The sequence below is a fragment of the Rhodanobacter sp. FW106-HT46G03 genome, assembly GCF_058789895.1.
Genome location: NZ_JBYTCC010000001.1, coordinates 295,602 through 318,273, shown reverse-complemented (window position 1 = coordinate 318,273; position 22,672 = coordinate 295,602). Strand labels below are relative to the sequence as shown.

The following is a 22,672-nucleotide window of genomic DNA, read 5'->3' as shown; positions in this document are numbered from 1 at the left end:
GACGGCGCTGTGCATGGCTGCGTCCGTGGTGGCGCTGGGAAAAGCGCGCGCCGATACCCCGGTCCAGCAGCTCGGCGAGGTGGTCGTGATCGGCATCACGCCGTTGCCGGGACTGAACCTGCCACCGGAGCTGATTCCGTTGAACGTGCTGAGCGCGCAGGCCGAGGACATCGAACCAATCCACGGCCAGTCGCTGACCAACCTGCTGCAGGACAAGTTCCAGGGCGTCAACGTGACCCAGTCGCAGGGCAACCCGTGGCAGGCCAACCTGTACTTCCACGGTTTCACGCTGTCGCCGCTGCTCGGGTCACCGTCGGGCATTTCGGTCTACGTGGACGGCGTGCGCCAGAACGAGCCGTTTGCCGAGACCTTGAACTGGGAGTCGCTGCCGGCCTTCGCAATCGGCAACGTCGAGGTGGTTCCGGGTTCCTACCCCTTGTTCGGACGCAACACGCTGGGCGGCGCGCTGGTCCTGACCACCAAGAACGGTTTCGCCAACCCCGGCGGCGCGTTCGATCTTTCCGGCGGTTCCTGGGGGCGCATCCAGGAAGATGCGGATTTCGGGTGGCACGGCCCAACCCTTGGGTTCTACGCAGGTATCGGCAGCAATTACGAAAGCGGCTGGCGCGACTTCTCGTCGAGCCGCGTGCAACAGGTCTTCCTGCGTGCCGATTGGCAGCCCGACGACGCAACCAACGTCGCGCTGAGCTACACCGGCGCACACGCGAAGCTGCATGGCACCCAGGCCATCCCCGTCGCGTGGGCGAATGCGCCGCAGGTCGGGTACACCTGGCCCGACTATTCCATCAACAACCTCGGCCAGCTCAACCTCATGGGCTCGCGCCAGGTGGGAGGTGGTTGGTCGCTGCAGGCGGACGCCTATTTGCGCATTTCGCAAAGCCGCGGTTTCAACAGCAACACCAACCGCCACGACAGCTATGACCCCGGCATGGGTCCGATCGGTCATGCCGCCGACCTCCCCTACGATCCGGGTTCGATCGGCACCTATTACTACGCAGGGCTGTCCCCGGCCTACGATCCGTACCATCCCGCCGCAACCATCAACAACGTGCCGGCCTCGAACGTGCTGGGCAACGTGCACACGCGTGCCTGGGGCGGTTCGATCCAGGTGGCGGACGACGGCAGCCTGTGGGGACACGCCAACCAGTTCACCATCGGCGCCAGCCTGGACGCCGGCGCCACCGTGTTCACGCAGCTCGGCCAGCCGGCGTACTTTCCCCACGACCCCGCTCGGCGTGGCGAAGCAGTCGGACTGCGGCCGTTCGGTGAAGATCCGATGACCTGGGCGGGCTCTTCCGATCGCAGCTACGGCCTGTACTTCGCCGATGTGCTGGCGCTGGCGAATGCCGTCCACCTTACCGTCGGCGGCCGCTACGACCACAGCACACTCGCGGTACATGACCTGTCGGGCAACACGCCCGCCATCGACGGCCGCCAGTCCTTCCACCGCTTCAACCCGACCGCGGGATTCACCTGGGCCATCACGCCGACGCTCGGCGCGTACCTGAATTACGGCGAAGGCTCGCGCACGCCGACGCCGATCGAAATCGAATGCGCGAGTCCGGATGCGCCGTGCACGCTGCCCAACAATTTCACCGGCGATCCGCCACTGAAACCCGTGGTCGCGCGGACCCTGAGCGGCGGACTGCGCGGCAGCTTTGCCGACGGCCACGTGCACTGGAACGTTTCGCCGTACTACACCCGCGTCGACAACGACATCCTCACGATCTTCACCGGCGGCAGTCTGCAGGGCTATTTCGCCAACGTGCCGCGAACGCTGCGCAAGGGCGTGGACCTCGGCATCGGTGGCGGGCTCGGCGGGTTGGAGTGGCAAGCCAACTACAGCGTCATCGACGCGACCTACGGCACGCCCTTCGTCGAGCTGGCCGCGGACAATTCCAGTGCCGACCGCGATGGCGCCATCCATGTGGCGCAGGGCGATCGACTGCCCGGCGTGCCGCGCAACGTGTTCACCCTCTCCATCGAATACCGCCTGACCGCTCAGTGGTCGCTCGGCGGCAACCTGCGTGCGCTGTCCAGCCAGTATGCGACCGACGACGACAACAACCAGGACCGCCATGGCCCGGTACCCGGCCATGCGGTCGTCAACCTGGACCTGCATTACCGCGCTTCGCGATCGCTCACCTTGTTCGTGGAGGTCGACAACGTGTTCGACCACCGCTACTTCATCAGCGGCCAGTTGAGCGACAACGTCTTCGATTCGCCGAACCGGCTGATCGACACTACCGGGCCTGGCACCTCCACCCTGTTCGTGGTGCCGGGTGCACCCCGTGGCTGGTTCATCGGTTTGCGTTACGACTTTGGAAAGGAAAAAAGCTGATGTCCGTCTTCGTGTTCTCCCGGCTCTCCGGCGGTGCTGCCGCGCCGCATGCCCAGACGCTGCGCCGGACTGCGCTGGCACTGGCGTTGGTCGTCGCGGCCGCGCCGCCGGCGTTCGCGCAATCACCGCCCCCGAAGGAGGACATCCCGAAGCAGCTTCCCGTGATCGTGGTGACCGCCACCCGCATGCCCGAGCCGGCCTTCGACATCCCGGCCTCGATCAGCGCAGTGGGGATCGGCCACATCGACGATGCCACGCCCGGCATCAATACCTCCGAATACCTGCGCCAAGTGCCCGGTGTGCTGGCGCGCGACCGCCAGAACTACGCACAGGACGAGCAGATCTCCATCCGCGGCTTCGGCTCGCGCTCGACCTTCGGCGTGCGTGGCGTGCGCCTCTACACCGACGGCATCCCGGCGACGATGCCGGACGGCCAGGGCCAGGTGTCGAATTTCGACTTCGGCGGGGCGGACCGGATCGAAGTGCTGCGCGGCCCGTTCTCGGCGTTGTACGGCAACTCCTCCGGCGGCGTCGTCCAACTCTTCACCGCGGACGGCAGTCAGCCGTCCGAACTGCTTGGCAACTTCGGCCTCGGCAGCGATGGTGCCTGGCGCGCCGATGTGGGCGCGCGCGGCACGCGGGGCGGGTTCGGCTACAACCTCGATCTGTCCGATTTCCACACCAACGGCTTCCGTCGCCACAGCCGGGCCCAGCGCACCGACGGCAACGCCAAGCTCGACTGGAAAATCGGCACGGGCGGGAAACTGACGGTGCTGCTCAACACGGTTTCGCTGCCGCAGACGCAGGACCCGCAAGGCCTCACCTGGGCCCAGTACAGGGCCGATCCGCGCCAGGCTGCGCCCGCCTCCCTCGCCTACAACACCCGCAAGAGCGTGCACCAGTGGCAGGGCGGTGCGGTGTTCACCCAGCAGCTTGACGCGCACCAGAGCGTGCGTGCGCTGGTGTACTACGGCCAGCGTGGCGTCCGGCAATTCCTCTCGATCCCGCCGGCGGCGCAGAAGAGCCCCCTGAGCTCGGGTGGGGTCGTCGACCTGCATACGGTCTACCAAGGCACCGACCTGCGCTGGATGTGGTCCGGCGACCTCGCCGGGCGGCCGCTGAACTTCTCCGCGGGCGTGGCGTACGACGACGAGGCCCAGCACCGCAACGGCTACGACAATTTCGTGGGCACGACGCTCGGGGTCGCGGGCGCGCTGCGGCGCGACGAACAGGACAACGTCTACAACATCGACGAGTACGGGCAGGGAACATGGAAGTTCGCGGATCGCTGGTCGCTCACCCTCGGCGCGCGGCACAGCGTGGTGCGTTTCAGCTCGGCCGATTTCTACGTCACCGGCAAGAATCCGGACGACAGCGGCCGGGTCGCCTACGGTTCCACCAACCCGGTCGCGGGACTGATGTTCGACGCCAGCGCGCGCTGGCACCTGTACGCGTCCTACGGCACCGGGTTCGAGACTCCGACGTTCAGCGAGATCGGCTACCGCCCGAACGGCAAGTCCGGTCTGAACCTGGGTCTGCGCCCGGCCCGGTCGAAGAATGGCGAGATCGGTTCGAAATGGAGCTTCGACGATGGCGGCAGGCTGGATCTTGCGCTGTTCGACGCCAACAGCCGCAACGAGATCGCGGTACTGTCGAGCAGCGGCGGACGCACCATCTACCACAACGTCGGCGCCGCGCGTCGGCGCGGCGCGGAACTCGGGCTGCAGTTGCCACTCGGCGATGCCTGGCGGCTGGATGCCACGTACACTTGGCTGCAGGCACAATTCCGCAGCGCGTTCGGCGATTGTGCCGGCCCGTCCGGATGCAGGGTCGCGGCCGGCACGCGCTTGCCGGGGGTACCCCGCCAGTGGCTGCACGCAGGGCTCCGCTGGGGTGGGACCGTCGGCTGGCACGCGGGCATCAGCGTCGACGCGGCCGGTGCCGTCAGCGCCGACGACGCTGATACGCTGAGGGCCCCAGGCTACGCCATCGCCGGCGTGAACGGAGGTTACACGTTTGATTCCGAGCGCTACCAGATCGCACCCTTCGTGCGGGTCGACAACCTGTTCGACCGCAAGTACGTCGGCTCGGTGATCGTCAACCAGGCCAGCGGCGCCAGCTTCGAGCCGGCGACAGGGCGCACGTTCTGGGCCGGGGTGACGGTCGCCCTGCGCCGGGCCGGCAGCGAATGACGCACGGACGTCAATGATTTCGCGCACGCTGTCCGATTTCCGCCAGCCGTATCCGCCTCAGGGGTTGTCGCTTCACCGGGTCCAAGCCAACCGATCACCAGGCGTCACGCAGGAGGCAACATGAACGCGAAACATGCCGCACCGGGTACCTATCAGAGCACCTACGACGAGTCCATCAGACACCCGGAAACGTTCTGGGCCAAACTCGCCGAAGAGATCGTCTGGACCAGGCGCTGGACGCGGGTGCTCGACGACTCCCGCAAACCGTTCTACCGCTGGTTTCCGGGCGGGGAACTGAACACCTGCTACAACTGCCTCGACCGCCACGTCGAAGGCGGGTGGGCCGAACAACTCGCGCTCGTGTACGACAGCCCGCTGGCCAATACCGTTCGCAAGTTCACCTATCGCGAGCTGCGCGACGAGACGGCACGCTGCGCGGGCGCCCTGCGCAACCTCGGCGTCCGCCGTGGCGACACCGTCATCATCTACATGCCGATGGTGCCGGAGGCGGTGATGGCGATGCTCGCGTGCGCGCGCATCGGCGCCGTGCATTCGGTGGTGTTCGGCGGTTTCGCGGCACCGGAACTGGCAAAGCGCATCGTGGATGCCAAGCCGCGGGTGGTGATCTCCGCGTCCTGCGGTTTGCTGCCCGGACAAGCCGTGCCGTACAAGCCGATGCTCGACCAGGCCCTGCGGATCGCGGGGGCCGCGGACACCCCGTGCCTGATCCTGCAGCGCCCGCAACTCGCAGCCGAGCTCACCCCCGGACGCGACCACGACTGGGACGAGGCCATGGCCACAGCGCAACCGGTCGAGTGCATTGCGGTGGCTTCGACCGACCCCCTGTACATCATCTACACCTCCGGCACCACCGGTAAACCGAAAGGAGCGGTGCGCGACCACGGCAGCCACGCGGTGGCCCTGCGCTGGTCGATGGAAGCGGTCTACGACAGCTGGCCCGGCGACGTCTACTGGGCGGCATCCGACATCGGCTGGGTGGTCGGCCACTCCTACATCGTCTACGGTCCGCTGCTACAAGGCTGCACGACGATCCTTTACGAAGGCAAGCCCGTGGGCACCCCGGATGCCGGCGCGTTCTGGCGGGTATGCCGGGACCATGGCGTCAACACCCTGTTCACCGCACCCACCGCATTCCGCGCCATCAAGAAAGAGGATCCGCGCGGCGAGCTGGTGAAGCAGTACGACCTGCGGAAGTTCCGGACGCTGTTTCTTGCCGGCGAGCGCGGCGACCCGGACACCATTGAGTGGGCCCACCGGATCCTGGGGACGCCGGTCATCGACAACTGGTGGCAGACCGAGCTCGGCTGGCCCGCGATCAGCAATTGCATGGGCATCGAAGCGCTGCCGGTCAAGCCGGGTTCCGCGACCAAGCCGGTACCGGGCTTCGACATCCAGATCCTCGACGAGGAGGGCAAACGTTGCCCGCGGGGCACGGTCGGCAACCTGTCGATCAAGCTGCCCCTGCCGCCTGGAAGCCTGTACACGCTATGGAACAATGAAGCCGGTTTCGAGAGCACCTACCTTGCGCGCTACCCGGGCTATTACCTGTCCGGCGATGCGGCCGTCGAGGACGAGGACGGCTACTACTCGGTGATGTCGCGCATCGACGACATCATCAACGTTGCCGGCCACCGCCTGTCGACCGGCGAGATGGAAGAGATCCTTTCCGCCCACGCCGACGTGGCCGAATGCGCCGTGATCGGCGCCGCCGACCCCCTCAAGGGGCAAGTACCGGTGGGCCTGGTGACGTTGAAATCCGGCGTCACCCGATCAGAGGAGGCCATCTGTCGCGAGCTGGTCGCCAGCGTGCGCGAACACATCGGTCCGGTCGCGGCGTTCAAGGACGTGAAGGTCGTCTCGCGATTGCCCAAGACCCGCTCGGGCAAGGTGTTGCGCGTCACGATGCGCACGATCGCCGATGGCACCACGATCAAGATTCCACCCACCATCGAGGACCAGACGGTACTGCCCGAGATCACCCAAGCCCTGCAGGCACTCGGGTATCCGCGCAAGGATTGATGCCGGTTTGGCCGCGCCGCGCGCGTGGCCGACGCGCCGCGCGGCCACGCCGGACTGGACGATCATGCGCCGGGAGGTCCCGATTGTGTCCCCTCCCACGGCGTAGCTTCAGGCTCGATGGCCCTGGGGCGGGTTTGAGCTGTAGGGATCAGCTCGATTCGGGCCGTACCGGCGGGGGATTACCGTGCCTTGCGACAGCTTCATGCCGTATCGCCTCAGGCGGCAGGCCACTGTGTCGAACCGTTGGCCAACCAGACCGTGCTTCTCCAGCAGGTGCCGGGACCTCCGCACCGTGATCTCGCCTGGTGCGCCTTCCTGGCCCAGGTCGACGCCACGTGCCGCCGCATCACCGTCGAGTCGTACAGCGCTTTCTACCACCGGATCGGGGACCGCATACCACTGCTGCAAGGTGTGGATGCGCAGCATCTACTCCAGCCCGACCGTGCGTCGGCCGCCTGCGCCCCGCTCAGGATCATCCGCGTAGCACGATGCGATACCCGCGCACAGCGACGCCCACGGCACCACCTGCCCCACCTCTACCAGGGAACACGTCGCACCACCTCGGCTTGCGGCGCCGCTCAAATACAGCGCTCCGCTGCATTGCTAGGATCATTTTCTTGGAGGTCATCGGGGCAATCCATCGCCGGAGCGGGGCTTCGACCACAGGGCAAGGTCAGTGTTTCTTTAATGACCTCGGGGAAAAGTCGGTTCGGTTCACCTCCGCCTGAACGTCAACCACGGGGATCGTGGGGGAGCCGGTTTTCCCTCTACCGAACGGCCAGCCCTGGCACGCCGACCCTCGCCACCCAGCCCAACCTCAATCCAATCGCGACGGAAGCGGTCCCGCGGTGGCAAACACCGTCGCGACGAACATCACGACACTGCATCAAACACGCAGGTCGTCGACGAAGTTGTACAGGTAACCGCGATACCACGAGCAGGAGAATTCGACGGAACGCCCATCGCCGGTAAAGCCCTTGCGTTCGACATACATGCCGACGGTACCCACCGGTACCGCCAACTGGCGGGCCTGCTGCCCGGTAAGCGGCATCACGCGCAAGTGCTGGGTAGCCCGCAGCGGCCGATGGCCGAGGGCGCCGAGCGCTTCGTACAACGAGCCATGCACCAGCTCGGGGTTGGGCAACACGTCGGCCGGCACTGTGCTGCATTCCACCGCCAGCGGTTCACCACCCCCGTAGCGCAGGCGGCGGATGCGCGACACCGGCTGATCGGGCGCCAGCTGCAGGGCTTCACGCTCCGCTGCCGTGGCCTGTCCGGTGCTGCGCTCAATGAACGCCGTGCGCGTCGGCAACCCATGCGACTGCAGGTCATCGGCAAAGCTGGTCAAGCTGGCGAGCGCTTTCTCGATGCGTTCGGCAACAAACGTGCCCGAGCCTTGCTTTTGCACCAGCAACCCTTCTGCCACCAGGCACCGAATGGCGCGCCGCACCGTGGCGCGCGAGAGCTTGAGCCACTGCGCCAGGTCACGTTCCCCAGGCAGCACATAGCCGGCCCTGAGGCCCCCTTGCTCGATCAGCCCGGCAATCGCGCGCCGCAAGCGTTGATAGGCAAATGGATCGCGGCCAACCGCAGCGCGACCAAGGCGGAGGTATTCCTTCGCGAGCAGTGCATGAGTATCCATCGCTGACATGAGATTCATCGACCCGTACTGAAAACGACGACGTACGCGTGGGAAAACCGCCGAACGGGGCTCCGCAGACACACCAGCGAAGTCACGCTCACCGATCCGCCAACGCGCGGTAACGGAACTGGCGCATCACAACGGCGCCCTGCCCGGCACTATAGATGCCGAGGCGAAGACTGAGGAAACCGCCAAACACGTTGTGATGCAAGCCGGAAACCTCCATCCGCATCGGATGCCGTGTCCAGCTTTTCCCGTCGTCGTGCGAGTAGTCGTAAGTCACCACTCGCCCAATGTTGGTCAGCCGCAGCCGCACGCGGCGCGTTGCCATCGGCGCGCGCATCCAGGTTTGTTCGGCCGCGTACTCGAAGGTCTTCATCTCGCGCGGCGTAAAGCCAACGCCGACGAACGCCTGATGGTTGTAGAACAACAGCAGGCCGCCTTCGGCGTTGCCTTGCAACTCCAGCGCCACCTCGGCTGCATAGGCACGATCGCCCGGCAGACAGGTGAGTGGCGCGCTGTCGGTCGGTGAATGTCCTTGTGCGGCAAGCCGCGTGCCGGCCGCACCGCACTGGATGCGGCGCAAATCATCGGCACCTGCCGCTTGCAAGCTCCACTGCACACCAAGCCGGTCGGCGGTGCACGCATCGGATAACACCATGCCGGCAGCACTGGGGTGGCCCCCTTTCGGCGTCGGCAACGGCCGCGACAAGTCGCCGCCAGTAGCGCGGAACCAGCCGTCCGACGTCCATTCGATCGGTTCCAGCAGCGTCTGGCGGCCCAACGTGCGAAAGCCGTTTTCGTAGCCGTGATAGACCATCCACCAGTCGCCCGCCGGGTCTTCGACCAGCGAGGCATGGCCGCGCGACCACCACGGCTCGGCGGCACTTGCGGTGTGCACCAGGGGATTGTGCGGGCAGTTCTCCCACGGCCCGTGCACCGATCTCGACCTTGCCGCAATCACCATGTGGCTGGTCGGCGGCCCGGCCGTGCCGCCAACCGCCGACACTAGGTAGAACCATCCGCCATGGCGCAACAGCTTGGGACCCTCCGGAGCGAAATCCTCCACGATCCAGTCGGCGGGGTAATGCCACGGGCTGTAGGCATGGCGCAATTCCCCGTCGGGAGCCAGGCCATCATCGCGCAGGCGGACGTAACGGATGCCGTTGACGAACAGATACCGCTTGCCGTCCTCGCCCACCACGTGCCCGGGGTCGATGCAGTCGTGGATACCCATGTCGAGCGGCTCGCTCCAAGGGCCCTCGATGTGCTCCGCCCAGGTCACGTAGATCGTCCAGCCGCCACCGGCGACCATGGCCGGGATGTAGAGGAAATACCGGTCGCCGTACTTGCACAGGTCGACGGCAAAGACGTTGCCCAGGGGGCGCGTCAACGCGGGCCGCAGCGGTGCCCAGTTCACCAGGTCGGTCGAATGCCAGATCAGCAAACCGGGGCAGGACTGGAACGACGTGAACGTCATGTAGTAGTCGCTGCCGTCGCGCAGGATCGTCGGGTCCGGGTGATCCCCCGCCACGATCGGGTTCCAGTACGTGCCATTGCCGAGATCGGCGCGGCGCTGACCTTCCCCCCCCGGTCGCGGCGGCACGTCGCGCTGGCGGTCCTCTGCGCAGGACGCCGCAGCCAGCACGGGCAGCGACAGTGGCGCGGTCGCACTGGCCAGTGCCAGCTTGATGAGATTGCGGCGGGAACGTTGCATGCCAGGTGTCCTCGATTCAGTGAAACATCACCGGCTAGTCGCCCATCGCCTCCAGCTCCTTGCCGCGGGTTTCCCGCACGCAGGCCAGGACGAACACGATCGACAGGCCGGCGGCCGCCGCATACAAGCCATAGGCGCCGGCCAGGCCGATGCCGGCCAGCAGCATCGGGAAGCTGATAGTGATCGCGAAGTTCGCGATCCACTGCGCAGCGCCCGCCACGGCCAGGCTCGAGCCGCGAATCTGGTTGGGAAACATCTCGCCCAGCATCACCCACATCACCGGGCCCCACGACATGTTGAAGAACACGACGTAGGCATTGGCGGCGACCAGGGCGGTAACGCCCATCGCCGGCGGCAGGCTCAGCTTGCCGCCCGCGCCGGCGTCGGCCTGCAGGAACGCCCACGCGACCACCGCAAGCGTGACGGTCATGCCCACCGAGCCGATCCACAGTAGGGGCTTGCGGCCCAGGCGATCAATCAGCGCCACCGCGATCAGACAGGCGCCGATGCTGAGCGCGCCGGACAACACGTTGATGAGCAGCGCGTCGCTTTCGGAAAAGCCGACCGCCTGCCAGAGCACGGCGCCGTAATAGAACACGACGTTGATGCCGACCAGTTGCTGGAACACGGCCAGCCCGATGCCCGTCCACACGATCGGCCGAATGCGCCCGCGTACCTTGTCGAATAGATCGGACAACTTCGGCCGATGCCGATCCTGCGCCAGCGAGGCGCCGATCTCACCCAGCTTGGCTTGCGCCTCGGACGCGCCGTACAGCCGCCCCAGCACGGCGAGCGCCTCGCGCTCGCGCCGGCGCACCACGAGAAACCGTGGACTCTCGGGGATGAACAGCAACGACCCCAGGAACAGCGACGAGGGCAGCACCTGCATCCAGAACATCCAGCGCCACGCCGCCTGCCCCAGCCACAGCTCGCCGGTGGAAGCACCGGCCGCGCTGGCGAGGAGATAGTTGCTGAGGAAGGCACTGAACAAGCCGCCGATGATGGCGATCTGCTGCACCGTCGCCAGCCGCCCGCGATAGCGTGCCGGCGCCACCTCGGCGATGTAGGCCGGCGCGATGACGCTGGCCGCGCCCACCGCGAAACCGCCGGTCAGGCGCGCCACCACGAACCAGACCGCCTGCTGGGCGGAACCGGCGCCCAGCGCCGACAGCAGGAACAGCACGGCGGACACGATGAGCACCGCGCGCCGGCCCCAGTAATCCGCGACCCGGCCGGCAAAGAACGCGCCGGCCGCGCAACCAAGCAGCATCGACGCCACCTCGAAGCCGAGTTCCGCGGCGTTCGAGTGGAACGCCTCGCGCAAGCCGTCGACCGTGCCGTTGATGACGCCGCTGTCGAACCCGAACAGGAACCCGCCCAGGGTTGCGGCGCAACTGATGAGGATGATGAGCCGCGTGTTTTCGGCAGGCCGCATGGCCAGTTCGCGGTCGAGCAATACGCTGTTCATCGCGGAGCATCCCGTGGTCGAGGGTGACGCCACCACGCCCGATGCCGGACGCGGTGGCGAGATGGCGCAACGCGCCAGGCGTCACTCAGTGACGCTGCATGTACTGGTGTACCAGGTTCTCGTAACGTTCCTGCTTGCCGCTCGTCGGCACCGGCTCGCCATGGCCAGCCGCGTAGTCGCGCAAATCGGCGAAGCTGAGTTTGCCATGCACGAAGTCGCCGCCGGTGCCGCCGTCGAAACTGGCGTAACGCTCGTCGCGCCAGCGCTCGAGCGGTGAGCCCGCCAACAATGCATGGGCCACCTCGAGGGCGCGTGCGAAGGTGTCCATGCCACCGATGTGGGCGAGAAACAGGTCCTCGACGTCGGTCGACTCGCGGCGCGCCTTGGCGTCGAAGTTCAGGCCGCCGGGAGCCAGCCCGCCCTGGCGCAGCACGACGAGCATGGCGCCCACCGCGGCATCCAGGTCGGTGGGGAACTGGTCGGTATCCCAGCCGTTCTGCGCATCGCCGCGGTTGGCGTCGATGCTGCCGAGGAGGCCGTGGTCGGACGCCACCTGCAGATCATGCGCGAACGTGTGGCCGGCCAGGGTGGCGTGATTGGCTTCGACGTTGAGCTTGAAATCGGCGTCCAGTCCGTGCCGCTGGAGAAAGCCGACGACAGTCGACGCGTCGAAATCGTACTGGTGCTTCATCGGTTCCATCGGCTTGGGCTCGATCAGGAACTGGCCCTTGAAGCCGACGCTGCGGCCGTAGTCGCGCGCCATGCCGAGGAAGCGCGCAAAGTGTTCCTGCTCGCGCTTCATCTGGGTGTTGTACAGCGAGGCGTAGCCCTCGCGACCACCCCAGAACACGTAGCTGCCGCCGCCGAGTTCGACCGTGGCATCGATCGCGGCCTTCACCTGCACTGCGGCGCGCGCCACCACCGCAAAATCGGGATTGGTCGCCGCGCCGTTCATGTAGCGCGGATGGTTGAACAGGTTGGCCGTGCCCCACAGGAGCTTGACCCCGGTCGCCTGCTGGCGCTCACGAGCCAGCGTCACCATGTGCCGAAGGTTCTGCTCGTACTCGACCACGCTGTCCGCGTCGGGGGCGAGATCGGTGTCGTGGAAGCAGTAGTACGGCGCACCGAGCTTGGTGAAAAACTCGAATGCGGCATCGATGCGCGCCTCGGCCAGCGCCATTGGCGTGGAAGGTATGGTCCAGCCGAAATGGCGGGTCGCCGAACCGAACGGGTCGCGTCCGCCGTTGCAGAACGTATGCCAGTACGCCACCGCGAAACGCAGGTGCTCGGCCATTGTCCGGTCGCCCACCTTGCGCGTTGCGTCGTAGTGCTTGAACGCCAGCGGGTTGTCGGAGTCGGCGCCCTCGAACGGGATGCGGCCGATGCCGGGAAAGTACTCGTGTGCACCGGTGAAATAGCTCGTCATGTGATGTTTGGCCCTGTCGACAAGTGATGTGGGGGAGCGCCCGGGGACGAGAGCGCGGTGGAAAGCTTCGACACATCCGCGCTTGCGGCACGCAGCGCATCGAGCTGGTGGAAAAAACGCGCGTAGTGTTCGCGGTAACGCGCCACTTCCGTCGCGTGGGGAAAGGTGGCGAGCTGGGCGTCCATCCGCACATGCTCGCGGGCAAGGTCGGCAAGCTGCAGCTGCCCGCCATGCGCATGATCGAGTGCCCACACAGCCTGCAGCGCAGCGCCAAACGCCGCTGCTTCGGACTCCGTCGGCACGCTCACCGGCAGCGCGAACAGATCGGCGACGATCTGCCGCCACACGCGGCTGTGTGCACCGCCGCCGGTCAGGCGAATCGAGCTGAACACGAGGCCGGCATCGCACAACGCTTCGAAGCCGTGACGCAACGCGCAGGTCGCGCCTTCCATCGCGGCGCGATACACGTTGCCGCGGGTCAGGTTGTGGGTGTCGATGCCGTGCAGGCTGCCGCGCGCGTTGGGCAGGTTCGGCGTGCGTTCGCCGGCGAGGAACGGCAGCATCAGCAGGCCGTCGGCGCCTGGCGTGGTATCCGCCAGCACGGCGTCGCCCTCGGCGGCCGCGAAGCCGAATGCGTGCGCCACCGCCGCGGTTGCGCTGGTGCAGTTCATGGTGCAGATCAGCGGCAACCAGCCGCCGTCGGAGGAGCAGAACGCGGCCCAGCGCGCCGCCGGATCAACCAGCGGACGGTCGGTGCGGGTAAACAGCGTCCCCGAAGTACCGAGGCTCATGCTGAGCACGCCGGCCTCGACGTTGCCCGTGCCGATTGCCGCCATCATGTTGTCGCCGCCGCCGACCGCCACCTGCACGGTACGCGGCACGCCAAGCGCGTCGGCCACGGCGGCGGCAATGGGAAAGCTCGCGTCTGGCGCCACCAGCGGCGGCAGACAGACGGCCAAATCCCGCCCGGGGTCGGTTGCCGCCAACATGCGCGCCGACCAGCGGCGCGTACGCACGTCGAGCCAACCGGTGCCGGAGGCATCGCCGCATTCCATCCAGCGCTGGCCGGTGAGCCAGAAGTTCACGTAATCGTGGGGCAAGGCAATACCCGCCAGCGCCGCATACGCCTGCGGGCGGTGGCGCCGCGTCCACGGCAACTTGGAGGCGGTATAACCAACTAGTACCGGGTTGCCGGCTGCAGCCATGCAGGTCGCCTCGCCCCCCGCCGCGGCGGTGATCTCGGCGCACTCGCGCTGGCTGCTGGTATCGCACCACAACTTGACCGGTGCCAGTACGCGACCGTCCGCAGCAAGCGGCACGAAGCCATGCTGCTGTCCGGACACGCCAATCGCGCCGACACCGGCGCGCAACGTCGGCGCCAGGCTCGCAAAGCAGGCGCGGATCGCATCGATCCAGTCGGAGGCCAACTGCTCGCACGTGCCATCGGTGCCGCTGACCGTCAATGGCTGGCTATGCCGCGCGACCGGGCTCCGCGCCACGGGGTCGTACACGAGCAACTTGACGCTCTGGGTGCCAACGTCGATGCCGGCGATGAAGCTCATGGGCATCGCCTCTCATGGGCGCCGTGAGCCGCACCTGCCGAAACCCGACGTGCGTGCCACGCAAACCACCCAAGCATCCGTGTTTTCAACCAAGCCTTCATTTCCCCTCGCACGGCGCGCACACCGACCACATCACCTGCACGCCCGACACGGCAAACAATCGTGTAACGCGTGATCTGGTTCGATCCTGCATGCCGGCCCGCGACACCCGCAATTGCGAAATCCATCATTGAGGCAAGTTTTTTTGCCTGCCGCGTCGCGTCATGCCGGCTCACGCATGTAGGGTTTATGTCCTGCGGGCGTGAGCGGCAGGAACGCGATCGGCGGCGATACTCGGTTCCAGCCGCCCACACGCCTAGAGTGAAAGGCCAGACAACCAACCGCCAAACCCGGTGCGCCATGTCCGCTCCCCATCGCATTGCCTTGCTGTTCAACGCGAATAAGGTCTACGACCGGCAGGTCATCACCGGTATTGGCCAGTACCTGAAATCCACCCGCGTGGAGTGGGATCTCTTCATGGAAGAGGACTTCCGCTGCCGTACGCTCGGCATCCACCACTGGCGTGGCGACGGCATCATTGCCGACTTCGACGACCCCGCCGTGGCCGAGACCCTGGCCGACATGCCGTTGCCGGTGGTGGCCGTGGGCGGTTCCTACGCGAACGAGGCGGCGTACCCGCCCAGCACCCCGTACGTCGCCACCGACAACGCCAAACTAGTGCGCCTTGCCTACGACCACCTGATCGAACAAGGGCTGCAACGCTTCGCGTTCTACGGTCTGCCGCCGACCCCCGGCAACCGTTGGGCGCAGGAGCGCGAGGACGCGTTTTGCCGCATGCTGGCCGCCGACCACATGAAAGGCGTCGTCTACCGCGGCTCAACGACCAGCGCGGGCGGTTGGGGACGGGCACAGCAGGACATGGCCGATTGGGTACTGTCGCTGCCCAAGCCGATTGGCATCATCGCGGTGACCGATGCGCGCGCCCGGCAACTGCTGCAATCCTGCGTAGTGGCCGACGTGCCGGTACCCGAACAAATCGCGGTGGTGGGCATCGACAACGACCCCATCGCGCAACTGCTCGGCCGCATCGCGCTGACCTCGGTGATCCAGGGCGCCGAGAGCATGGGCCATGAGGCCGCGCAACTGCTGCACAAGATGCTGCACGGCCAGGTACCGCCAGCCACCCGTATCGTGGTGCCGCCGGTGGGCATCAACGTGCAGGCGAGCAGCCTGCATCAGCCGATCAAGAGCCCGCATGTCATGCGCGCGCGCCACTACATCCGCCAGTACGCCTGCCTCGGCATCAAGGCCGAACAGGTGGCCGACTACGTGGGCATTTCACGCACTCTGCTGGAAGAACACTTCAAGCGCGAACTGCGCCAGACGGTGCATCAGGCGATCATGGCGCACAAGCTGGAAATCGCCCGCGGCATGCTCGCGGACCCCGGCGTGCCACTCGCCGACGTCGCCGTGCGCAGCGGCTTCACCTCGTTGCAGTACATGTACGCGGTGTTCCGCCGCGAGTTCAACTGCACGCCACGGCAATACGCGGAACGCGAGGAGGGATAGGAGCCGGGATGGGGGATTCGGTAGCGCCGCCGTTCGCGCAGGCCGTATCCCCCATCCCGGCCTCACCGGAACAACCGCAGATCGACTGCCGCGGCCATGGCGCGATAGCCCGCGTCGTTCGGGTGCAGGTGGTCGCCGCTGTCGTATTGGGGAAGCAAGTTGTTCGGCGCGGCCGGGTCGCGCACGGCGCGGTCAAAATCCACCACGCCGTCGAACACACCGGAGTGGCGAATCCACGCGTTGAGCTCCTCCCGGATCTTTTCGCCGGCAGCGCTGTGATAGGGCCAGCCGTTGCCGCCGTAGGGCGTGAGGGTGGCGCCGTAGACCTTGACGTGCCGCGCGTGCGCACGCGCCACCAGTGTCCGCATGCCGGCAATCAGTTGCTGCGCCGACACCTTGTCCTTCGCGTCCCACGCATACCCCGAACCGCCGATGTCGTTGATGCCTTCCAGCAGCACGACCCAGCGCACGTTCGGCTGATCGAGCACGTCGCGGTCGAAGCGGCTCAAGGCGCTGGGGCCATAGTTGTCGCGCAGGATGCGGTTGCCGCCGATGCCTTCGTCGGCCACGCCAATGGACTTCAGTGCCGGATCGGCTTGCAGCCGCGCGGCGAGGTAATCCGGCCAGCGGTCGTTCGCATCCGGCCGGGAGCCCACGCCGTCGGTAATGGAATCGCCGAAGGCAACCAGCGTGGCGCGGGTGGCGGCGCCGGCCACCTCGACACCGGTGAGGTAGAACCGGGCACCACTGGTCTCCTCGCGCGGGAAACGCACGGCAGCAGTGGCGTCGCCCTTTTCGGTGAGGTACGCGGTAGCCATGCCGGCGTTGTGGACGGTCGCCGGGTGATAGGCCGCGGCGGCTGGCACGTAGAGGCTCACCGTCAGGTTTTGCAAGGCCGCAACGTTCATCGTCACCGGGTCGCTGAGCACGCTTTCGCCCTTCGCGAGGGTGACCGTCGGCTTGCCATCGAACGACAGCAGGTGGTCGGTGCCGGGCACGGTGTCCGCCCCGGCGGCGCTCTGGGCCACGCGCGCCGGCCCGAGCGTGACCGCGGTGGCGCCAAACAGGTTGGAGATGCGGATGCGCAGCTGCGTACCGGCCACGCTCGTGCGCACGACCTGGCGCACGGTCTGGGCGTTCAACACCGGGCCGACGGTATCCGGTGCCGCCGTCCACGCATCCACCCATGCGGGCTGCCGATCGGCGGCACCCGCCAGCGCGCCCACTGTCGTCAGGCACAGTACCCCGGCGGCGACCCACGCAAGTCCATGTCGAAGCTGGTTCATTTCCGGCTGACCTCGTGCAGTGGCCGCTCAGCGCGGCACGTTCAATGGATGGCCGCGATAGGTGACGCTCTGGTCGCGGCTGGCATCCGCGGCATCCGCATTCGGATGCGCGGCGTCGATGCGGCGAATGATGAATTGCCGCGTCGCCGGTGCGCCGGTGCCGTCGCCTTCGCGCTGGCCCAGCGTGACCGTGCCGGTGGCGTCGTCGTAGCGGATCGGCACGCGCGAGTAGTGGCCGTGTTCGTAGCCGTAGTCGGTGCCCTTGTCCTCGTACAGCGAGGCATGACCATTGGCGCCCGCGTAGACCAGCAACGTGATCGGCGCATCCGGGTGCTCGTCGGTGTATTGCTCCGCCGGGCCGGTGGGCACGATGGCACCCGCGCGCACGAACAGCGGCATGCGCGCCAGCGGCGCCGGCGCCTGCACGCTCTGTCCGCCGGTGTAGCGCTTGCCGGTGTTGAAGTCGTACCAATCACTGCCGGCCGGCAGATAGACCGCACGGCTGCGCGCCTCGTACGCCGTCACCGGCGCCACCAGGAAGGCCGGGCCGAACAGGTACTCGTCGTCGATGTCGCGCACCTTCGGATCGTGCGGAAAATCCATCGGCAAGCCGCGCATGATGGTGCCATTGTGCCACCAGGTGTTGGCCGCCTGGGTGTAGATGTACGGCATCAGGCGATGGCGCAGCGCGTCGTACCAGGCCAGCGCGGCGTACACCGGCGTGCCGGGTGGCGCGATGTTGTAGATCTCGCGCGTCACGCCCTGCCCGTGCGAGCGGAAGATCGGGCTGAACGCGCCGAATTGGAACCAGCGCACGTTGAGCTCGCGCCACTCGGCGAGGTCCTTCGCGTCCGGCTTCATGTAGCGGTCTTCGATCGCGTAGCCGCCGATGTCGGTGGTCCAGTTGGGGATGCCCGACAGCGAGAAGTTGATGCCCGCGGAAATCTGGTCGCGCAGGTTGCTCCAGCGCGCCACCACGTCGCCGCTCCAGCTGGCCGCGGCATTGCGCTGCTGCCCGGCAAAGGCCGAGCGGGTGAGGATGAACACGCGCTTGTCCGGGTACGACTGGCGGCTGCCCTGGTACACCGCAGTGGTGGTCATCAGCGGATAGCTGTTGAAGAACGCCGCGCCCGGGCCGAGAGCCGTCGGCCCCATCAACAGCTTGCGTTCGGCAATGCTGGTGTTGGAGTTGATGTCCGGCTCGGTCGCATCCAGCCACCAAGCGTCGACGCCGAGGTCGCCCAGGTTTTCGCGGATCTGCCGCCAGTAGATATGCCGCGCCTCGGCCGAGTACGGGTCGTAGAACGAGCTGAGGTAGCCCGGCCCCACCCAGTCCTTGACGCCTTCCTCGATGTTGCGCTGGTAGATGTGGCCGCCCGCTTCCAGCTCCTTGGCGTTCTTCGTGGTCGGGTAGAACTTCGGCCACACCGAGATCATGAAGTGCGCGTGCTCGGCATGCACCTTGGCGATCATCGCCTTCGCGTCGGGGAAGCGCGAGGTGTCGAACTGGTGCGAGCCCCAGGCGTCGTCCTTCCAGTAGCGCCAGTCCTGCACGATGTTGTCCAGCGGCAGGCCCAGCTTGCGGTAGCGCGCGACGGTATCGAGCAACTGCGCCTGGGTCTCGTAATGGTCGCGGCTCTGCCAGAAACCGTAGGCCCAGCGCGGCAGCATCACCGACTTGCCGGTGACCTCGCGGTAGCCGGCGATGACGTCATCCAGATCCTTGCCGTCGATGAAGTAGTAATCCACCGCGTGGCCCAGCTCGGAGTACAGCGACAGCTCGTCCTGCTCGGCCGCCGGCAGCGGGTCGAGGTGGTCGAGCGCGATATAGCCCGACTGCGGCGTCCACTCGATGCGGATCGCGTGTTTCTCGCCGGGCTTCATCGCCACGCTGAAATCGCGGTACCACGGGTTCCAGTTCTGCCGCCAGTCGTCCAGCACCAGCTGGTGGTCGATGTAGAGCTTGAAGTAGCCGCTGGCGTACAGGCGAAACTTGTGCGTGCCGGCGACGTCGGAAGCCAGCGAGCCTTTCCACTCCACCGTCTGGCCGGGACCACCGGTAACGCCTTTCGCGTCGGTGAGGGCGGCGGGCCAGCGCTTCAGGTCGTCGAGGTACTGGTAGTCGATGCGGGCTTCGTTGCGGCGCAGCTTGAGCTTGCCGTCCACGTAGTAGCTGGCGGTGAGACCGCCAGGCTTGCCGTCGGCGTCAAACAGCTTGAGGCCCTTGTCGATCAGCTGGTAGGGGCGCGGATCACCGAAGCGGGTGATCGAGTTGTTGTCCCACAGCACGCCGTAGTGGCGCGAGGACACCACGAACGGGATGCCGATATCCATGTTGTGCTGGGCCAGCTCGACATCCTTGCCCTTGTAGTCCAGCACGCCTTCCTGATGCTGGCCCAGGCCATAGAACGCCTCGTCGGACGGCGAGGCGAACTGCTGGCGGATCGCGTAGAACGACTTTCCGTCCACCGTCACCGGCGTGAAGCTGCGGCCATGCGGCTGCTCGGCCAGGACGGGCTTGCCGTCGCGACCGTAGAAGGCCACCGCGCCGTCGCGCAATGACACGCGGGCCTCGATCGCCGGTGTATCCAATGCCACCGTGCCGGCGTGCTCGCTGACGGTGAAGTGCGGGTCGCCGCCGGTCTTCAGCGCCATCAGGCTGGCCGGCAGCTTGAAATCGCCCCCGGGCACGGCCGTGACGTGGATGATGCGATCGGACACCACCTGCAGGCGCACCTTTTGCGCAGAACCCTCGACGCTGATCACGGCGCCATCGTGCAGAGGCTGGACGTGACTGGCGGACACCGGCGCCGTGGCGTGCACGCCACCGACGCACAGGCCGAGGGCAAGCAGGCAGGCAATGGCAGACAGGCGGGCACAGCTCATGGCGTCTTCTCCAGCGTCAGATCGGTGGTCAGCGGTGTGTGGTTGGAAGCATCGCCCACGCGGATCACGAAGCGACCCGGATCGATCTTCCAGTCGTTGTGGCCCGGGTCGTAATAGGCGAACGCACGGCGATCGAGCGCGAGGGTGACGCGCCGGCTCTGCCCCGGTGCGAGGTTCACTTTCTCAAACGCCTTCAACTCGCGTTCCGGCCGCTCGACGCTGGCGGAAGGATCGCTCACGTAGACCTGCGCCACCTCCGCGCCCGGGCGCGAGCCGGTGTTGCGTAGTTCGAAGGACACCTGCACCGGGTCGCCTGCGTGCGCCGCTGCCGGCTTCACCTCGAGGCCGGAAAACGCGAACGTGGTGTACGACAGGCCGTAGCCGAACGGGAACAACGGTTGCGGCCGGTCGGGATGGCTGGTGTACCAGCGATAGCCCACGAACAGGCCTTCGCCGTAATTCACCGTGGGATGCGTGCCCGGCGCATGCGGCGGCGCGTAGTAATGGTGGTAGGTCGGGTTGTCCTGCGGCTCACGTTCGAAGCTGATCGGCAGCTTGCCTTCCGGCGAGCGCGCACCGAACAGCACCTCGGCCACCGCGCGGCCACCCTCCTGTCCCGGATACCAGTTCTGCAGCAGCGCCGGCACTTGGCCGAGCCAGTCGGCGGTGGCGTAGCCGCCACCCGAGGTCACCGTCACCACGGTCTTCGGATTTGCCTTCGCTACTGCTTCAATCAAGGCCTCCTGCCCCCACGGCAAGGCGAAGGTGCGGTCGTAGGCCTCGCTCTCCGAGGTCGGGTCGAAACCAACCGCCACCACCGCGGCATCGGCCATCGCCGCCATCTTCAACGCGGCCGGCGAAATCAGCTCGTCGACCGGCACCACGCCCAGGCCCATGCGGCTGTAGGCCACGTCGGGCAGGTAATCGAGCCGCACCGCCACCGCCTGCCCCGCCTTGAGGTCCAGGGTCGCGTACAACGGTGCCTGGCCCTCGCGCTTGGGCTGCAGGATCACCGCCTTGCCATCCACGTACAGCGTGTAGCTGTCGGCGCTCGCCGCGGCGGTCAGGAACAGGTAGCGCCCCGCATGCGGCGCCACATAGCGCCCGCTCCAGCGGATGCTGTGCCGCTGCACCGCCGGCGTGGTCCACAGCTCCGGCTTCCACTGGTCGACCTTTGCATCCACGCCGGTCGATTCGGGCGTGCCGCGAAAATCCGGGTTGTCGAACGTCTGTCGCTGCAGACCGGGCTGACCGGTGGCCGTGGTGAAACCGGCGCGCTTGAAAACGGCGTCCGGCGTCGGCAGGCCGCGCTCGTACAACACGCGCACGTGCCCACCAACCTGGTCGACGATGCCGCCGAGGATGCTTTCGGTGCGGAAAGGGTCGACGTGCGAGCTGCCGCCGGCGGTGGCGTAGCCGGGGTAGGCGTCGGGGCCGATCACCGCAATGGTCTTGAGCTTGCCGGCATCGAGCGGCAGCAGGCCATGTGCGTTTTTCAGCAGCACCAGCGATTCGCGCGCCGAATCCAAAGCGACCTGGTCGTTCTTCGCGCCGAACCGGGGCTGGGCGAGATCCTGCTGCGGCCGGTCGAGAAAACCGAAACGCACCGCGGTGCGCAGGATGCGGCGCACCTTGTCGTCCAGTTCGGCTTTGGACAGCGTGCCGTCGCGCAAGGCGGGCAGCAGCAGGGAGGGCTGCATCTTGTCGGCCGCGGGCATCTCCAGGTCGAGGCCGGCCTTGAACGCCTTCATGCCGTTATCCACCGCGCCCCAGTCGGACATGAAGAGGCCGTCGAAGCCCCAGTCGTGCTTGAGGATGCCGGTGACCAGGCCGCGATCCTCCGCGGTGTATTGGCCGTTGAGCTGGTTGTAGCTGCTCATCACCGCGCCGACATGACCCTGCTTCACTGCCATCTCGAACGCGCGCAGATAGATTTCGTGCAGCGGCCGCGGCGCAATCACCGAGTTGATCTGGCGGCGGTCGTACTCGGAGTTGTTGGCGGCGAAGTGCTTGATCACGGCCACCACGCCCTGGCTCTGGATACCGTCGATCAAGCCGATCGCGGTACGCCCGGCCAGGTAAGGATCCTCGCCGTAGTACTCCATGTTGCGGCCGTTCTGCGGTGCGCGATAGATGTTCACGCCCGGCCCCAGCAGGAAGCTGATGCCGCGGGCGCGCGCATCGCGCCCCATCGCCGCGCCCACCCGCTGCGCCAGCGCCGGGTCCCAGCTCGCAGCCAGCGCGATGCCGGCCGCGTAAGCCGTGGAGTTGCCGCCCATGCGCACGCCGTAGGGGCCGTCCGACATGGCCGCCGCAGGCATGCCGATGGAAGGCTCGGCGCGGATGTCGAAACCGTTGGTGCCGCCGATCAGGTCGACCTTTTGGGTCAGCGTCAGGTGCTCCATCAAGGTATCCACCCGATGCTCGATTGCCGGTGTATCCGGCTGCGGGTCGGCGGCCCAAGCCGGCGCGACCAGGCCGACCAGCGACCAGGCAGTGACGAGTGCTTTCCATCGAATCAT

13 protein-coding genes are annotated in these 22,672 nt (G+C 66.9%); 4 read left to right on the top strand and 9 right to left on the bottom strand.

The window, feature by feature from the left end:
• Window positions 1–13: 13 nt before the first annotated feature.
• The 3 genes from AC3WP6_RS01350 to AC3WP6_RS01340 all read left to right on the top strand — a co-directional run bounded on the left by AC3WP6_RS01350 (window position 14) and on the right by AC3WP6_RS01340 (window position 6,594).
• Window positions 14–2,362, top strand: coding sequence for a TonB-dependent receptor (locus AC3WP6_RS01350; protein ID WP_492625999.1), 2,349 nt, complete (start codon window positions 14–16; stop codon window positions 2,360–2,362).
• Entirely contained in the window at window positions 2,362–4,554 is a 2,193-nt protein-coding gene (locus AC3WP6_RS01345; protein ID WP_492625998.1) for a TonB-dependent receptor family protein, read from the top strand. The genes AC3WP6_RS01350 and AC3WP6_RS01345 overlap by 1 nt, the downstream gene beginning before the upstream one ends.
• A gap of 120 nt (window positions 4,555–4,674) precedes the next feature.
• Window positions 4,675–6,594 (top strand): propionyl-CoA synthetase, encoded by a 1,920-nt coding sequence (locus AC3WP6_RS01340; protein ID WP_492625997.1) that lies wholly within the window; start codon window positions 4,675–4,677, stop codon window positions 6,592–6,594.
• A gap of 108 nt (window positions 6,595–6,702) precedes the next feature.
• On the opposite strand, the gene AC3WP6_RS01335 is transcribed toward AC3WP6_RS01340, so the two are convergent.
• From AC3WP6_RS01335 to xylB, 6 genes are all read right to left on the bottom strand, one after another.
• On the bottom strand, window positions 6,703–7,020 hold the full coding sequence (locus tag AC3WP6_RS01335; protein WP_492625996.1) for a hypothetical protein: 318 nt from the start codon (window positions 7,018–7,020) through the stop codon (window positions 6,703–6,705).
• Between the two features lie 460 nt (window positions 7,021–7,480).
• Complete coding sequence (locus AC3WP6_RS01330) at window positions 7,481–8,245, bottom strand: GntR family transcriptional regulator (RefSeq protein WP_492625995.1); 765 nt, start codon at window positions 8,243–8,245, stop codon at window positions 7,481–7,483.
• Window positions 8,246–8,333: 88 nt separating this feature from the next.
• The gene (locus AC3WP6_RS01325; RefSeq protein WP_492625994.1) at window positions 8,334–9,953 is read right to left on the bottom strand and encodes a family 43 glycosylhydrolase; all 1,620 of its coding nucleotides are present in this window, start codon (window positions 9,951–9,953) and stop codon (window positions 8,334–8,336) included.
• Window positions 9,954–9,987: 34 nt separating this feature from the next.
• Window positions 9,988–11,421, bottom strand: a complete 1,434-nt coding sequence (locus AC3WP6_RS01320) for a sugar porter family MFS transporter (RefSeq protein WP_492625993.1) — start codon at window positions 11,419–11,421, stop codon at window positions 9,988–9,990.
• 85 nt (window positions 11,422–11,506) lie between these two features.
• A complete protein-coding gene (gene xylA / locus AC3WP6_RS01315) occupies window positions 11,507–12,847 on the bottom strand; it encodes a xylose isomerase (RefSeq protein WP_492625992.1) in 1,341 nt (446 codons plus the stop codon).
• Window positions 12,844–14,409 (bottom strand): xylulokinase, encoded by a 1,566-nt coding sequence (gene xylB, locus AC3WP6_RS01310; RefSeq protein ID WP_492625991.1) that lies wholly within the window; start codon window positions 14,407–14,409, stop codon window positions 12,844–12,846. Before xylB ends, xylA begins: the two co-directional genes overlap by 4 nt.
• Window positions 14,410–14,808: 399 nt before the next feature.
• Between xylB and AC3WP6_RS01305 the strand changes: the two genes are divergently transcribed.
• Window positions 14,809–15,978, top strand: a complete 1,170-nt coding sequence (locus AC3WP6_RS01305) for a XylR family transcriptional regulator (RefSeq protein WP_492625990.1) — start codon at window positions 14,809–14,811, stop codon at window positions 15,976–15,978.
• A 62-nt stretch (window positions 15,979–16,040) separates the two neighbouring features.
• Here the strand turns inward: AC3WP6_RS01305 and AC3WP6_RS01300 are convergent, their stop codons facing one another.
• Genes AC3WP6_RS01300 through AC3WP6_RS01290 form a run of 3 tightly spaced genes read right to left on the bottom strand, consistent with a single transcriptional unit; the run spans window position 16,041 to window position 22,672 of the window.
• Window positions 16,041–17,264: an SGNH/GDSL hydrolase family protein gene (locus AC3WP6_RS01300; RefSeq protein WP_492625989.1), complete on the bottom strand. Its 1,224-nt coding sequence runs from the start codon at window positions 17,262–17,264 to the stop codon at window positions 16,041–16,043.
• 27 nt (window positions 17,265–17,291) lie between these two features.
• Window positions 17,292–20,150: a TIM-barrel domain-containing protein gene (locus AC3WP6_RS01295; protein WP_492625988.1), complete on the bottom strand. Its 2,859-nt coding sequence runs from the start codon at window positions 20,148–20,150 to the stop codon at window positions 17,292–17,294.
• Complete coding sequence (locus AC3WP6_RS01290) at window positions 20,147–22,672, bottom strand: glycoside hydrolase family 3 C-terminal domain-containing protein (protein WP_492625987.1); 2,526 nt, start codon at window positions 22,670–22,672, stop codon at window positions 20,147–20,149. Before AC3WP6_RS01290 ends, AC3WP6_RS01295 begins: the two co-directional genes overlap by 4 nt.

Bases quoted from the DNA above. Each gene is read 5' to 3' on its own strand.
- AC3WP6_RS01350 (WP_492625999.1), top strand. From the start codon at position 14: ATGGCTGCGTCCGTGGTGGCGCTGGGAAAAGCGCGCGCCGATACCCCG.
- AC3WP6_RS01345 (WP_492625998.1), top strand. From the start codon at position 2,362: ATGTCCGTCTTCGTGTTCTCCCGGCTCTCCGGCGGTGCTGCCGCGCCG.
- AC3WP6_RS01340 (WP_492625997.1), top strand. From the start codon at position 4,675: ATGAACGCGAAACATGCCGCACCGGGTACCTATCAGAGCACCTACGAC.
- AC3WP6_RS01335 (WP_492625996.1), bottom strand. From the start codon at position 7,020: ATGCTGCGCATCCACACCTTGCAGCAGTGGTATGCGGTCCCCGATCCG.
- AC3WP6_RS01330 (WP_492625995.1), bottom strand. From the start codon at position 8,245: ATGTCAGCGATGGATACTCATGCACTGCTCGCGAAGGAATACCTCCGC.
- AC3WP6_RS01325 (WP_492625994.1), bottom strand. From the start codon at position 9,953: ATGCAACGTTCCCGCCGCAATCTCATCAAGCTGGCACTGGCCAGTGCG.
- AC3WP6_RS01320 (WP_492625993.1), bottom strand. From the start codon at position 11,421: ATGAACAGCGTATTGCTCGACCGCGAACTGGCCATGCGGCCTGCCGAA.
- xylA (WP_492625992.1), bottom strand. From the start codon at position 12,847: ATGACGAGCTATTTCACCGGTGCACACGAGTACTTTCCCGGCATCGGC.
- xylB (WP_492625991.1), bottom strand. From the start codon at position 14,409: ATGAGCTTCATCGCCGGCATCGACGTTGGCACCCAGAGCGTCAAGTTG.
- AC3WP6_RS01305 (WP_492625990.1), top strand. From the start codon at position 14,809: ATGTCCGCTCCCCATCGCATTGCCTTGCTGTTCAACGCGAATAAGGTC.
- AC3WP6_RS01300 (WP_492625989.1), bottom strand. From the start codon at position 17,264: ATGAACCAGCTTCGACATGGACTTGCGTGGGTCGCCGCCGGGGTACTG.
- AC3WP6_RS01295 (WP_492625988.1), bottom strand. From the start codon at position 20,150: ATGAGCTGTGCCCGCCTGTCTGCCATTGCCTGCCTGCTTGCCCTCGGC.
- AC3WP6_RS01290 (WP_492625987.1), bottom strand. From the start codon at position 22,672: ATGATTCGATGGAAAGCACTCGTCACTGCCTGGTCGCTGGTCGGCCTG.